The organism is Rhodococcus sp. MSC1_016 (assembly GCF_023667485.2).
Classification (GTDB): Bacteria; Actinomycetota; Actinomycetes; order Mycobacteriales; family Mycobacteriaceae; genus Rhodococcus_F; species Rhodococcus_F oxybenzonivorans.
In genome coordinates, this window is the sequence record NZ_JAMOZI020000003.1 from 123,899 (window position 1) to 137,107 (window position 13,209).

Here is a 13,209-nt window from a genome sequence, read left to right on the forward strand (position 1 = left end):
GCTCCGGTTCCCCGGAGACCAGTAGGTCTGTTGGATTTCGACACGAGATTCCCGTCGTTCTTGTCGTGCGGTTTTCTGTCAGTTGTCCAAACGTGTTCAGTGCAAGGCCAATGTGGTGATGATCGAGTTCGCCAGGAACAGCAACAGGAAGCTGAAGACCACTGTCTGGTTGACGGCGTCACCGACGCCCTTCGGCCCGCCGCGCACGTTCAGGCCGAGGTGGCAGGCGACCAGTCCGGCGAGCATCCCGAACACCGCCGCCTTGATTTCGGCGACGAAGAAGTCCCCGAGACCGGTCAGAATCGAGATCGAGGTGACGTACTGGCCGGGGGAAGCGCCCTGCATGTACACGGTGGCGATATAGCCTCCGACCAGACCGACCGCCGACACCAGGCCGTTGAGGAACATGGCGATGACCGTCGAGGCCAACACTCGCGGAACGCACAGGCGGTGAATGGGATCGATGCCGAGGACCTTCATCGCATCGATCTCCTCGCGAATCGTCCGCGATCCGAGATCGGCGCAGACCGCGGTCGATCCCGCGCCCGCGACGACCAGGACTGTGACGATCGGTCCGATTTCGCGGACGATGGCGACACCGGCGCCGGCGCCGCTCAGGTCGACGGCACCGATCTCGGCCAGCAAGATGTTGATCTGATAGACGAACATCATGCAGAACGGGATCGCCATCAACAGAGTCGGCATGATTGACACACCGGCAATGAACCACGCCTGGAGGAGGAATTCGCGCAGATGAAATGGTCGACGAAACATGAAGCGGAACGTCTCGAGTGAAGTGGCGTAGAAGGCGCCCACCGCGCGGGGTGCCACGCGTAGGGCGGCCGACGCCTGCGCTCTTCTCTCGCTCGCCGATCCGGATTCTTCAAGCGTTTGCACGTAATCCTCCGCGCTGATAAGTGGGTGCCTGTGTGTGAGTAGGTGACGGCGGGTGCGCCGTCACCGTTCGATTCGCCCCTGCCAAAGACGGTCTTCGGTCGGCCTTGGCAGGGGCGGAGCCCTTTCCGGTGCTCGGTGCCCAGCGGGGTGCGGCCACCCACTACCGTCGATTCGACCGTGCCGGGGTCCGTGCCGGGTCCGAAGTCGTGGGGAGAGCCGCGCGGCCCCGGTGCCGACCGTGTCAGAAAGGTGTCACATCGGCTGACAATGCTCGTCGCGTTATCCGAGCGTTCCCTGCGGGAGACTCCGATCACCGTCGGCGATGGGTGAATCGCGGGTGAGCTGTGCTGCGTCGGTCGAAATGTGCTGTTCGATGTCACCTCGTGCGTACAGCGCGCGCAGCGCCTTCTTGTCGAACTTTCCGACGCTGGTTTTGGGCACCGTCTCGAGAAATGCCCAGCGTTCGGGAATCCACCACTTTGCGACCTGTGAGTCGAGGAAGGTGCGCAGTTCGTCCGGGCCGATCGTCGAGCCTGGGTTGCGCACCACACAGGCCAGGGGCCGCTCTTCCCACTTGGCATCGGGTACGGCGATAACGGCTGCTTCGAAGACCTCTGGGTGCCCCATCAGGGCGTTTTCGAGGTCGACGGAGCTGATCCACTCGCCTCCCGACTTGATGACGTCTTTCGTCCGGTCGGTGATCTGGATGTATCCGCGGGGGTCGATATGGGCGACGTCACCGGTGCGCAGCCATCCGTCCGCGAACTTGTCGGTGGCGTCGACGCCGTAGTAGGCCCCGGTAATCCATGGCCCTCGCACCTGGATCTCGCCGATCGACTTTCCGTCCCAGGGCACCTCGTTGCCGGAGTCGTCTATCAGACGCGCTTCGACGCCCGCGGTCACCCGGCCGGTCTTGGATCGCCAGTACATTTCGTCCTCCGGCGCACTTCCCTTCGGCGGCAGGGCGACCGCTGCGAGCGGGCTGGTCTCGGTCATTCCCCATGCCTGAATGATGCGGACACCGAAATCGGACTCGTAGCCCTCGATGAGAGAGCGTGGAACCGCGGATCCTCCGCAGGCGACGAGCCGCAGACTGCTCAGATCTGTGCTGTGTGTGCGGGCGTAGCCGAGGAGGTCGTTCCAGATTGTCGGTACGGCACCGGCGAGGGTGGGTCGCTCGGACTCGATCATTCTTGCCAGATGCTCAGCCTGGAGGTAGCGGCCGGGCAAGAGTAGATCGGACCCGGAGAGCCAGGATGTGTAGGCCAATCCCCACGCATTTGCGTGGAACATCGGTACCACCGGAAGCACGATGTCGTGCTCGTTGACACCGAAAACATTTCCTGCGGCCGACGCCAGGGAATGCAGGTATGTCGAGCGGTGACTGTAGACGACACCCTTCGGGTCGCCCGTCGTGCCGCTGGTGTAACACATTGCTGCAGCCTGAGATTCGTCTAGATCAGGCCAGACGAACGGTGTGCGGGTCAAGGTGAGTAGGTCTTCGTAGCGAAAGTTCCGGTCGTCGGGCAGCTCGTTGGTGTCGGTGTCGCCGACGACGATGACATGCTCGACGGTCGTGAGCTGGTCGAAGACCCGGGCGAGCAGCGGAAGGGTGGTCCTGTCGGCGATGACGACTTTGTCTTGAGCATGGTTGATCACGAACGCCAATTGCTCTGGAGTCAGTCGCAGGTTGAGGGTGTGGAGGACCGCGCCCATCGAAGGGATCGCGAGGTAGCACTCGAGATGTTCCTGCGTGTTCCACAGGAGTGTGGCGACCCGGTCGCCCGGAGAAACTCCGATCTCGGTCAGCCCGCTGGCGAGGCGTTCGGCGCGGTGGGCTACCTCGTCAAATGTGGTGCGACGGCAGGAATCCGGCTCGTAGGTCACGACAGTGGAGTTCCCGTATATGCGCTGTCCGTGAAGCAGAATCTCGCGGACCAGCAGGGGAGAGGTTTGCATCGTACTAAGCACGGGGGTCTCCAGGCTCCAGGAAAAAGGGGGGACTTGTCGTCGAGGGGGCGCGGCGCGGCGAAATCGGCGTGCCGCGCCCCCTCAGGGTGACTTAGGCGTTCAGCAGATCAGCGCGTTCGTCGGCGGCGAGCATTTTTCGGTACGGGTCGAACAGTGTCTTCGCTGCAGGGATGAGTTTGAGGAGCTTCGGCACCGGCCCCTTGGCGCGCACCGTGCCCTTCGCCATGGCAACGGGGAGATTGAGGTTGCCGAGCCAGAACTTGTTTCCGTTGTCGGCCGACATGAACAGCTCGACGTTCGGGTCGGGCCCGACGCCCGCTCCGGTGTAGACCTTGCCATTCGGAAAGTCGACGGTGATCACCGAATCCGGATCGGTGTAGGTGATCCGAAGGGTCACACCCGACTCCGCAAACTTCGGTCCGAGTTCGGGGTCTGCAACTCCCTGAGTGAACACCCCACCGACATACTTGTACACATCGTCGTCGTTCTTGAAGACGCCCATTGCGTTTCTCCTTAGTCGAGATTTATCCAGACCGACTTGGTCTGGGTATTGCCGAGAAGCGCTTCCTCGCCGAGGTCACGTCCATACCCGGAATTCTTGAAACCACCGAAAGGTGAGGTCGGGTCCAGCATGTTGTACATGTTGACCCACACCGTCCCCGCATCGAGTGCGTGCGCAACCCGGTGTGCGCGTGACACATCACGCGTCCACACGCCGGCCGCGAGTCCGTATTCGCTCGAGTTCGCGCGGGCGATTGCCTCGGCCTCGTCATCGAAGGTCAGCACCGACAGAACCGGGCCGAACACTTCCTCGCGGGCAATGCGCATGTGATCGGTGACGCCGGTGAAGATCGTGGGTTCGAGGAAGAAGCCGGCGGACTCGGGGCGGCGGTTGCCACCGATCTGCAGAACCGCTCCTTCCTCGAGTGCGGCCTGGACAAAACCCTCGACCCGGTTGAGCTGACTCTCCGAGACCAACGGTCCCATCTGCGTGTCGTCATCGAGTCCGTGCCCGGTCACGATTCCCTGTGTCGCCTCGACCAGTCGGGCCACCACCTCGTCATGGACGCTGCGGTGTACGAACAGTCGGCTACCGGCGCAACAGACCTGCCCTTGATTCACGAAGATGGCTGTCAGGGCACCCTCGACCACTGCGTCGAGGTCAGCGTCCTCGAAGACGATGTTGGCGGACTTGCCACCGAGCTCGAGCGTCACCTTCGCAAGGTTGCGGGCACTGGCGGCAACGATGCGCCGACCCGTCTCCGTCGACCCGGTGAACGTGATCTTGTCCACACCCGGATGTTCGACGAGCGCTTGTCCCGCCTCGTGGCCCAAGCCGGTTACGACGTTGAACAATCCCGGAGGCAGCCCTGCCTCGATGGCGAGTTCTGCGAGCCGCACCGCCGTCAGCGAGGTCATCTCGCTGGGCTTGACAACGACGGCGTTTCCTGCGGCCAGGGCGGGCGCGATCTTCCAGCTGGCGATCAGCAGCGGGAAGTTCCATGGGACGATGGCGCCGACGACACCGAGTGGTTGCCGCCGCGTGTATGTCAGGGCCTCGCCCACCAGCGGCGATACGGGCAGAACATCGCCGGTCAGCCGGGATGGACTACCGGAGTAGTATCGCCAGACTTCCGTTGCGATGCTCATGTCGAGGAAGAGTGACTCCGTGAGCGGCTTACCGTTGTCCAGGGTTTCGAGGATGGCAAGCTCCTCCGCGTTCTGTTCGACGAGGTGCGCGAGCTCGGCCAGCGCACGACTGCGTGCCGTGGGCTTGAGCGCGCCCCATTCGGTCTGGGCGGCGTGGGCCGAGCGCACAGCGGCGTCGACATCGTCACTGGTGCCCAGCGCGATCCGGGTCAGGACCTTCCCGTTTCCTGGGTCGACGGTGTCCAGGGTGTTGCCGCTCAACGCTGGGCGTCGCTGTCCTGCAATGAAGATGCTCTCCTCGGCACCTTCCAAGGACGGTGCCGTGCCTTCAGGGATGATCGTGGTCATCGAATCTCCTGCTTGAGGACGCCGGACTTCGGCGCACCAGAGGCAAGTCTGGTGATCCAGGTCACGTCTTCGCGCGGGGCGTACGGGCCATGGATGGCCCGAGCAGGCCGTCGCGGCCGCGCTGGAAGGCCCGAGACTTCCGACCGAGCGAGCACTGGGTGGACGGGTAGAAAGCGCCCACAATGCGCACACAGGGGAACCGCCGCCCCCAGATCCGTTCACTACGGGTAAGCCCGGCACCGGAGCAAGGTCGAGAAGTACGCCGGATCAGTACGGCAGAACTGGCTGTGGCGCACCGGGATGAACCGTCCGTAGTGACCGGATCCTGTCGCGGAGTGGTGCCAGTTTTCGTGGACAATGTTGTTACGCGGGCGGGTTGACGGCCTGATTGGCGGCGATCGGGCCGACGCTGCGCAGTGCAGGTGGTGGGCGGCGCCGGCGGGCCGCCGCATTACGAGCAGAGGTTGAGGCTGGGACCGATTCCCGCCCTTTCGGCGTGGAGGAGTCGCATCAGCGTGTGCCGGCGCGTGCTGGGGCCTCCGGGGGGCTGTCCAGTGGGATGACGACGCGGGCGATCAGTCCTCCCCCGGTGCGCGGCACGAGGACGAAGGTACCGCCCATCGCGCTCGATATTTCCGCGACGATCCACAATCCGAGCCCCGCGGTGCCTCCTCGCTCGCCGAGGCTGACGAACTTGCGGGTAACCAGGGTGGTCTCGTCATCGGTCAAACCCGGCCCGCGGTCGCCGACTTCGACCTTCAGGGACGATGAGGTGCAAACCAGGGACAGTTCCACCGGATGGTCCGCACCGTACCGTCGCGCATTCTCGAGAAGGTTCGTCATGACACGGCGTAGTCGGTGGGCATCGCAGCGGACCACGGCGCCGGGAGGTGTGATGGTGATCTTGCTGTTCGCGCGCGAGATGCCCGCCGCTTCGATAGACGCGTGGGCAAGCTCGTCCAATGCGGTGCGCCGGACGCGGGCGACGCCGGTGGGATCACCCGTCCGCAACGCCACATCGGCCAAACTGTCGAGCATGTCGGTGAGGTGCCGGCTATGTGCTGCAATCAGGCTGATTGCCCTTTCCTGGGCCTGGGCGTCAAACCGGCCTGGGGTGGTGAGGGAGTTGGCCAACGAACTCAATGAAGAGATCGGCGTGCGAAATTCGTGCAGCACCACCCGCAGCCCATCATCTCGCATCGCTTGGGCTTCGAGCAGTCTGGCGCGCAGATCGCGTTCCTCGATAACTGCCAGGTGCTCCGAGAGTGCCTCGGCCTTGGCCCGGATCGCCCGGTCGTGTTCACGATCGAGGAGGCTCCGCAGGGTGCCGGTCAATATGGCAAACATAATTAGGTAGCCGAACCACCACAATGCCGTCTCTATGCGGTACGCCGTCGCCACATCGGGCAGCGGGGTGGCGAGTGTAACCACGGCAAAGAGTGCACCCACACATGTTGCGTCGACAATGGCATGCCGCATCCCCTGGCGTACCGCGATCGCGACGATCGCCAAAGGCAGAACCGCGACCAGGTGGCTCACTGCTGCACCGGTCGCGGCCGCCACCGTCACCGACACCACCCCGTCGAGGGCTGCGACCGCATCCTGGGGCAGCTGGCGCAGCCCTCGTAGATCAGCAATCAAGACGTAAGTGGCGTACGTGTAGGCGAACCCGAGACCGATCACCGCCAGCGGCAGGTATGTGCGGTTTATCGGCGTTCCGAACGCTACGACCACGGTGATGCTGACGACGACCAGAACCCGGAGCACCGCGATGACGCGCTCGGGTTCCTTCCATTGAACAGGCTTCGTCGCAGCAGCTCCCACGACAGAGTCGTTCTTTCTCGACATGATCGTTACTCCTCAAGGCCGCACCGAATCGGTCCTGTCAGATCCGCGCCGTAAGCGACCTCACAGCGCCGTGTGCCGATCGGGCGTGTCACACTACAACCTATGCCTGGTTCCCCACTCGTCGTAGTTATTGTGGACGACCACGCGCTCTTCACCCAGGGCCTCGAACTCCTGTTGGGCACCAGGGCCGACCATCTTTTCGACGTTGCCGGCACCACGACGAACGGCGATGAGGCGGTAGCACTGGTCGGCAAGAACCGAGCGGACATTGTGACGATTGACCTGACTCTGCCGCCACGAGGCGGATTGGAGGCCATCGCCGCAGTACGGGCAGCCTATCCCGCAACGCGGATACTTGCGCTCTCGGGCACCGAGGACCTCGCCTTGGCCGAGCGTGCATTGCGGAGCGGTGCGGACGGATTCATGGCGAAGTCGTCCGACGCGGACGCGCTCGTGGCCCCGCTACTCGCCCTCGCCGCCGGAATGAAAGTCGTCGAGGCGGACTTGCTCGAAAAATTACTCACCAGTAGTCGCAAGCCCGAAAATGATCTCTTAGACAAGCTCGGCCCCCAACAGGTGACACTGTGGAGCCTGCTCGCTCATGGTCTGGAGACAACGGAAATCGCCGAGCGACTGCATGTCAGCGAACGAACAGCCAAGAGGCTGGTCGCCTCACTCATTCAACGGGTGGGGGCGCGAAACCGTATCGAAGCAGCGGCCATGGGGGGGCGTTACGGGTTACTCGACGCCGATTCCTGAGACCTGACTTAGAACATTTCGCTTAGTGCCCCGCCTCGAGGCCGAATAGAGCAAGATTTCACGCTCTTCGGGCGGGATCACCGGTGGGAAGTCTTCGGTGACGCCGGTCAGGCACCCAACAGGTGACACTGTGGAGCCTGCTCGCTCATGGTCTGGAGACAACGGAAATCGCCGAGCGACTGCATGTCAGCGAACGAACAGCCAAGAGGCTGGTCGCCTCACTCATTCAACGGGTGGGGGCGCGAAACCGTATCTAAGCAGCGGCCATGGGGGCGTTACGGGTTACTCGACGCCGATTCCTGAGACGAGAAGCCCTCGGCCGACAGCTGAGGGCCTACGCGCGTGCATCTGATCCGGGAGTGAAGCCCGTCCGTTCAACGGCGCAGCACCCTAAGGGTCTTGGGGCTGGTCGACGCCAGCCCCAAGACGAAACAGCTAGCTGCCGACCAGGTTCTCGTCCTGTGCGATGGAATCTGCGATTACCTTCTGATCCTCGATGTGGAAACGCTCTTCCAAGTCGGCGGGGGAGTAGTCGAGATCGATACTCGCAGGATCGGCACCGCGAGCACTCTCCATCGATTCGAGTCGACGGTTGACCTTGTCGAGTGCGTAGTCGGTCATCTCGTCGATTGTAATGCCGAAGGGAATCTCACGATCCTCGTACTCGCTGAAGAGACTGACGATCAGACTCAATGCGGGATTGAGCAGTTCCTGCATACGGTCACTGATCGCGCCCCAGTTACCATCGTCAGCGGCGATGAGACGACGGCACGTGAACGTTCCCCACGCCATATGCCTGCGCTCGTCGTCACCGATATGCTTGATGAGCTGCTGCATGCCAGGCAAGATCCCGCGCCGCTGACACATCTTGGCCCACGCAAAATAACCGGTCAGAGCGAGGCAACCCTCTACCACGTGGTTGTAAGTCACGCTCGCCCGCACCTGGTTCACCGGAGAGGGATCGTCGGCCAATGCGTAAAGGGCGCTGGGCAATTCGTCCAAGAAGATCTGCTTGTACGAATCGCTGTACTCGACGTACTGGTGCAGGTCGGTGTTCTCGTGGCCGATGGCGTTGAAGAAACGTCGGAAACCTTCGGTGTGCTTGGCTTCTTCGTAGATGAACTGGGTCAGGTACAGCTCGTCGCCGAGGCGTCCCTGCGCAGCCATGGCCGCCGCGAACGGCTGCAGATCCTGGGTCACCGATTCCTCGCCGCCGATGAAGTGAGCGGCCAGCACCATGGTCAACCGCTGCTCGTCCGGGCTCATCGCGGCAAAATCCACCGCATCCTGCGTGAAGTTGATATCCGCCGGATTCCAAACCTTCCCGTTGCCCTTGGTGAAAAGTTTCATCGGGAAGTTGTCGAGATTCAGGCCACCGGGGGTAAGGCTGCCGAACCCGGTCCGACCGTTGTGTGTGATCGAGCGCTCCATGCTTTGCTCCTAACAGTTTTCGGTGACGTCGCCGCGTTCTGCGACGACTTATGCATGTGATATGTCGGAGGCGAGACTCGCCCGGTTAGTCGTCCTTGACGAAGTTCTTGACGAAATCGGGATCCTCGAGTGCTCCCTCGACGTTGGTTGAGCCGCCAGAATTCCCAACGGTCTCGAAAAGGTTTGCAGCAGCTTCCTTGAAAGGCTTCCACTCGTCGGCCAGACGTTGCATGGGTTTGATCGCTTCCACAGGGCAGACGATTTCGCACGCGCCACAGTCGATGCACTCGGTGGGGTTGATGTACGCCATCCGCCCGCCCTCGTAGATACAGTCGACCGGACACTCCTCCATGCAGGATTTGTCCATGATGTCAATACAATGTTCGCCGATGACGAAGCCCATGACGAGCTCCTTTCCGATCTGGGTTTCTAGCTGATGGCTGCGAATGCCGGCGCATTGTCGCTGGAATGACCGGGTGCAAGACCGACCTCGGGCTGAAGAACGGCCGCGGCGTTGTTCACCGCGGAGGCGACCTCCCCGAAACCGACCGCGATGAGTTTCACTTTGCCTGGATATGTGGCGATGTCACCGGCAGCAAAGATGCCGTTGCGGTTGGTTCTCATCGCGGTGTCGACCAGGATCGACCGGTTCTCTAGTTCGAGTCCCCAGTTCGCGAGCGGACCCAGCTGCATCGTGAACCCGAGGGCGGCGACGACCAACGTGCACGGCACGGTGACCGGCTCGGCGGCGGCTTTGACGTTGACCACGGCGGATTCGACGCTGCCATTTCCGTGCAATGAGGTGATCTCGGCGTCGACCAGCTGACGGCAGGACGATTCCTGCAACAGCTTGACGCTGTGTGCGTGGGCGCGGAACTGCTTGCGGCGATGCACCAGGGTCGTCGACCGGGCACGCTCAACCGAAGCCAGCGCCCAGTCAACGGCGGAGTCGCCGCCCCCGACCACGAGCACATCTTGCCCATCGAGCACATCGAGCTTGGGGACGAAATACTGCACACCCTTGCCCGTGAATTCTTCGCCGCAGGGCAGAGGGCGAGGCGACACCGACCCCACCCCGGCGGTAATGACGACAGCGGACGCCAGAATCTGCTGGCCCGTGCTGGTGACGATTTTCCACCGGTCACCGACTGGGTCGAGACTGACCGCCTGCTGACCTAACAGATACGTCGATTGAAACGGTGCGCCCTGCTCGAGAAGCCCGTCGATCAGCTTTTGTCCCTTGATCGCTGGGAACCCGGCGATGTCGAAGATGGGCTTCTCCGGGTACATCGCTGTGATCTGTCCACCCGGGTTCGGTAGTGCGTCGATGACCGCGACCGACAGTCCGCGGAAGCCCGCGTAGTAGGCGCCGTACAGACCCACCGGGCCGGCACCGACGATGAGCAGGTCGACATCGACTGAATATTCCGTACTATCCATTCCGCTGATCTCTCTGTCAGTCCAGGGATTAGAAGCGGATCAACCCGCGAATGTTGTGTCCCTGACGCATGTCTTCGTAGCCATCATTGATGTCCTCGAGCGCATACTCCTTGGTAATGAGCTCGTCGAGTTTGAGTTGGCCGAGGTTGTAGAGCTCGAGGAGACGAGGAATATCCATCTGAGGGTTGGACGAGCCGAAGAGGGATCCCTTGATCGACTTCTCATACAGGGTGAGTTCGAAGAGTGACCCGGAAAAAGAATCCTCATCCGGATGGCCAATGGCGGTGACGACCACTCGACCGCGCTTTCCGACCAACGACAGGGCCGGGAGAACGTAGGAACCTTCGGCGACATCCGTGGTGATGATGCATGCATCTGCCAGCTGCCCGCGGGTGAGATCCGCGACCACCGGCCATGCCTCATCGACAGTGGCGAAGGCATGCGTTGCACCGAACTCGAGTGCCTTCTCACGTTTGAATGCGACCGGATCGATCGCAATCACATAGCGGCAACCAGCAATCCGCGCGCCCTGCACTGCGTTACTGCCGATACCTCCCACTCCGATGATGACCGCACTGTCGCCGGGGCGCAGTTCGCCTGTGCGAACCGCCGAACCGAAGCCGGTCGTCACGCCACAGCCGACTAGTGCGGCCCGGTCGAGTGGGAAGCCTTGATCGATCTTCACGACGCTGGCCACCGGGACCACGGTGTACTCGCTGAAAGTGCCGAGCACACACATCTGCCCGATATCTTGACCGCGACCGTGGAACCGGTAGGTGCCGTCAAGCTGTGGCCCCAGAATGATGGAAGCGCCCATGTCGCACAAATTGGTCATTCCCCGAGCACAATAGCTGCATCGCCCACACGCGGGCAGGAAGGAAAGGACGACGGGATCGCCCTCTTCGACATCGGTGACGCCGGCTCCGACCTTGTGGATAATTCCAGCACCCTCGTGGCCACCGACCACGGGGAAGGGAATCGGGATGTCGCCCGTGACCAGATGCTCGTCCGAGTGGCACAAGCCGCTGGCTGTGAGCTTGACCATCACCTCGCCAGGCTTGGGATCGTCGAGATCGAGTTCTTCGACCTGCCATTTCTCGCCGAGCCCCCATAGGACCGCAGCCTTAGTTTTCATCCCATTTTCTCCATTCATCAGTCACCCGAGACACGTCTACTGTGCGCGTGTGGTCTACGTCACCGCACGGTCCTTACGCGCCACGTTTGGCCCGAACGCGCCAATGGCGGCACGTCAGAAAGCCACCTAGACCGGCCTGTGAGGTCGGTCGGAAGGGGCCCGCCCGCGGTAGTTGTCGTTGGCTTGTGCCCCCGGGTTCGGGCGGCACGAACCCTCCGAGAGGTCAGGGCCTAATACTGCAACGACAGTTTGTGATGTCGACGTTTGTAGTGGCTGGCGCGGGCTCTGGCCTGGCTGGCTCGGCGCCAGTTCGACCAGTGCCAGACGTGGACGAGGGCGTGTTGCACCGGACAGGCGACGCGGTTGAACAATCGCCGGATCTCGTTGATTGTCAGAGGTATTAGATCTCGGGAACCGGCTGGAGATCCCCTTTTTGAGCACCGCGGCGCAGGATCGTCAGGAAGGCGGCCGCGGCCATCGACAAGGTGATGTGCCGGTACCAGGCCGGGTACCCACGCGCCTGGTAGTGGTCGAGTCCGGTCTCGTTCTTGGTGGTCTGGAAGCACTCCTCGATCGCCCAGCGACTGCCGGCCACCCGGACCAGTTCGGCGGGTTCGGTGTCGGCGGGGCCGTAGCAGATGTAGTAGGCAATCTCGTCGGGGTCGGTGATCGACCGTCGGGCCAGCAGCCAGTGACCGCGACCGCGTTCTCGCAGTGGCCGGATGTCTACGACCGCCCAGTCGTAGAGCCTGGGTCCGTGGGCGCCGTCGCCGCAGTTGATCCGCTGCCACGCGGTCGCCGGCAGGTCGGCGATCACGGCGTGGGCCCGGCGCTGACGCAACTCCATCGAGATCACCATCTGCGACTTCGGAACGGCGAGAACATGGGCCACACCACGGGATTCGAGCCACATCCGGAGTCGGCCGACCTGCCCGTAGGCCTCGTCACCGGCGAACCATCCGAACGGCATCCCGGCATCGAGAGCCCGTTCGATCATCGTCTGCGCCAGTTCGGGTTTCGTCGCGAAAGCCACCTCGTCGCCGATCCCGGCGGCCCGGCACCGATCGCGGTCCTCGGTCCAGGCCTTCGGCAGATACAACTCCCGATCGATCAGCGCCCGGCCCCGGTCGGAGGCGTAGGCGAGAAACACCCCGATCCCAGTGGCTGTTCTCGATCCGTCCGGCCGTGCCGGAATACTGCCGGGCCACCCCGGCCGAGCGCGTGCCCTTCTTCAAAAACCCTGTCTCGTCGACGATCAACACGCCATTGTCGGCGTCACCGATCGTCTCGACCACGACCTCACGCACGTCGTCGCGGAGCCCTCGCAGTCCCAGGAGTAGAAGTTCAGCAGCCGCTGCATGCCCTCCGGGCCCGCATCACCGGCCGCCTCGGCCAGTGTCCATCCGTTCTTGCGCTCGACCTCACCGAGCAGTCCGCGCACATACGCGCCCATCCGCCGCCGCGACTCCACCCGCGAAAACCGGTGGGCGAACCGCGTACAGAACGCCGTGAACCCCGCTGACCACTCCAGCACCTCTGACTGCACACAGATCAATTACCACAACAGTCCCATTAGTCACAAACTGTCGTTGCAGTACTAAGCCTCTGTCGGCGGGGTCGGGGCGTCGTAGAGCGATTGGAGTGTCACGGGACGGGTCACGGTGTGGTGTGGATCTGCGCGACGAGCGTGGGTGATGACCGGCGGCGAAGGGATCGCCGGGTCGCGACCC

The 13,209-nt window shown here is 62.8% G+C and carries 11 protein-coding genes and 1 pseudogene; 2 read left to right on the forward strand and 10 right to left on the reverse strand.

Features of this window, described 5'->3' with window-relative positions; genetic code table 11:
* Nucleotides 1-96: 96 nt before the first annotated feature.
* From L1080_RS37790 to L1080_RS37810, 5 genes are all read right to left on the reverse strand, one after another.
* Nucleotides 97-774 (reverse strand): MlaE family ABC transporter permease, encoded by a 678-nt coding sequence (locus L1080_RS37790; protein ID WP_230831853.1) that lies wholly within the window; start codon nucleotides 772-774, stop codon nucleotides 97-99.
* 402 nt (nucleotides 775-1,176) lie between these two features.
* Nucleotides 1,177-2,856, reverse strand: coding sequence for a long-chain fatty acid--CoA ligase (locus tag L1080_RS37795; protein WP_096824230.1), 1,680 nt, complete (start codon nucleotides 2,854-2,856; stop codon nucleotides 1,177-1,179).
* Between the two features lie 103 nt (nucleotides 2,857-2,959).
* Nucleotides 2,960-3,370 (reverse strand): SCP2 sterol-binding domain-containing protein, encoded by a 411-nt coding sequence (locus L1080_RS37800; RefSeq protein WP_040270049.1) that lies wholly within the window; start codon nucleotides 3,368-3,370, stop codon nucleotides 2,960-2,962.
* Nucleotides 3,371-3,381: 11 nt separating this feature from the next.
* Nucleotides 3,382-4,866 carry an aldehyde dehydrogenase family protein gene (locus L1080_RS37805; RefSeq protein ID WP_040270050.1) on the reverse strand — a complete coding sequence of 495 codons (1,485 nt, stop codon included), beginning with the start codon at nucleotides 4,864-4,866 and terminating at the stop codon, nucleotides 3,382-3,384.
* 510 nt (nucleotides 4,867-5,376) lie between these two features.
* Complete coding sequence (locus L1080_RS37810; RefSeq protein WP_109336412.1) at nucleotides 5,377-6,714, reverse strand: sensor histidine kinase; 1,338 nt, start codon at nucleotides 6,712-6,714, stop codon at nucleotides 5,377-5,379.
* Between the two features lie 102 nt (nucleotides 6,715-6,816).
* On the opposite strand from L1080_RS37810, the gene L1080_RS37815 reads away from it, so the two are divergent.
* On the forward strand, nucleotides 6,817-7,473 hold the full coding sequence (locus L1080_RS37815; RefSeq protein WP_109336411.1) for a response regulator transcription factor: 657 nt from the start codon (nucleotides 6,817-6,819) through the stop codon (nucleotides 7,471-7,473).
* A 122-nt stretch (nucleotides 7,474-7,595) separates the two neighbouring features.
* A complete protein-coding gene (locus tag L1080_RS37820) occupies nucleotides 7,596-7,730 on the forward strand; it encodes a LuxR C-terminal-related transcriptional regulator (protein ID WP_109336410.1) in 135 nt (44 codons plus the stop codon).
* Between the two features lie 178 nt (nucleotides 7,731-7,908).
* Here L1080_RS37820 and L1080_RS37825 read toward each other — a convergent pair whose 3' ends face one another.
* From L1080_RS37825 to L1080_RS37845, 5 genes and pseudogenes are all read right to left on the reverse strand, one after another.
* Nucleotides 7,909-8,904, reverse strand: coding sequence for a R2-like ligand-binding oxidase (locus tag L1080_RS37825; protein WP_109336409.1), 996 nt, complete (start codon nucleotides 8,902-8,904; stop codon nucleotides 7,909-7,911).
* Between the two features lie 85 nt (nucleotides 8,905-8,989).
* Nucleotides 8,990-9,307: a ferredoxin gene (fdxA, locus tag L1080_RS37830; protein WP_109336408.1), complete on the reverse strand. Its 318-nt coding sequence runs from the start codon at nucleotides 9,305-9,307 to the stop codon at nucleotides 8,990-8,992.
* Nucleotides 9,308-9,333: 26 nt separating this feature from the next.
* Nucleotides 9,334-10,344 carry an NAD(P)/FAD-dependent oxidoreductase gene (locus L1080_RS37835; RefSeq protein ID WP_109336407.1) on the reverse strand — a complete coding sequence of 337 codons (1,011 nt, stop codon included), beginning with the start codon at nucleotides 10,342-10,344 and terminating at the stop codon, nucleotides 9,334-9,336.
* Nucleotides 10,345-10,372: 28 nt separating this feature from the next.
* A complete protein-coding gene (locus L1080_RS37840; RefSeq protein WP_109336406.1) occupies nucleotides 10,373-11,479 on the reverse strand; it encodes an NDMA-dependent alcohol dehydrogenase in 1,107 nt (368 codons plus the stop codon).
* Between the two features lie 400 nt (nucleotides 11,480-11,879).
* Nucleotides 11,880-13,025, reverse strand: a pseudogene (locus tag L1080_RS37845) (IS701 family transposase).
* Between the last annotated feature and the right edge of the window lie 184 nt (nucleotides 13,026-13,209).